Source organism: Prevotella sp. OH937_COT-195, from assembly GCF_003932845.1.
GTDB lineage: Bacteria > Bacteroidota > Bacteroidia > Bacteroidales > Bacteroidaceae > Prevotella.
Window position 1 is genome coordinate 1 of sequence record NZ_RQZH01000086.1, and the last position, 933, is coordinate 933.

Below are 933 nucleotides of genomic sequence, written 5' to 3' on the forward strand. Positions count from 1 at the left end.
ACACCAAGCTCCAAAGCAACAGCTGCCTGGTCACCATGAACCAAACTCTCACCAATCAACCACAGAAGATTCGTCAACTCAACGTTAACACCCTCGCCACGAGTCTTCCTCACAGAACGACGAGGTGAAGGAGGACACAGTTCATACCTGCCCGTCTTGCGTAAAGTAGGTAAAACCTCGCTCGTAATCCATTTGCGGAACTCGCGAGCTCTCGGCTTGTTGCTCCGCAGAATAAGGGCATACGTGCCGCTTTCATTCACAAGCCACATTGAGCGCATCTGACCTGACACGAAAAACTTTCGTGTCAGCTTTTCGTCGTCATCAAGACGTTCCAATGCTTTGCTAACATCATTAAGTTCAAGGTAATCGCATAAATCCTTAGCCACAAGCCAAGGAGTTCCATCAATAATCTTGCTTCGAATCTGTACGTCCGATTCGTTCCAAGTAAATACTTGCATTGCCGTCTCTCCGGCTGTCTCATTCTTAATGGAAGTCATTTTACTAAGAATTGTGACAAAAAGCACGCCCACCGTAGGTGTGACTTCCACATACGCTGGGCGTTTGCAGTTGACAGTTTCCCGTTCAACCACCATAGTAGGCGTGCCGTTTATCGGTTCAAATTAAAATTCTGGTTTGTTTGCCCCGATTGTATGTAGAAGTCGGGGGCAAAGATACACAAAATTTCAATAATAACAAACTTTTTCGCCAAAAAGTTTAAAAAAATCAGCACGAAAACACAATTTTTATACTATAAAGGTACAAAAAAATCACCACATACGCAACTTTTTACACTCCTTTTTTCACACAAAAAAATACCTTAAATCCTTTGTTCAAGACTGCGATGCCTTATGTCATACGACAGCCTCCGAGCAGCGGCCCAGGCAATGATGGTCTTACCAAAATCCTCAGACACAAACCAAACGCCGCGCTGAT

General features: G+C 44.3%; 1 protein-coding gene. It reads right to left on the bottom strand.

What is annotated here, in order from left to right; genetic code table 11:
• A partial coding sequence (locus EII32_RS11335; protein ID WP_255416467.1) for a Bro-N domain-containing protein occupies window positions 1-593 on the bottom strand: 593 nt, incomplete at its 3' end.
• Between the last annotated feature and the right edge of the window lie 340 nt (window positions 594-933).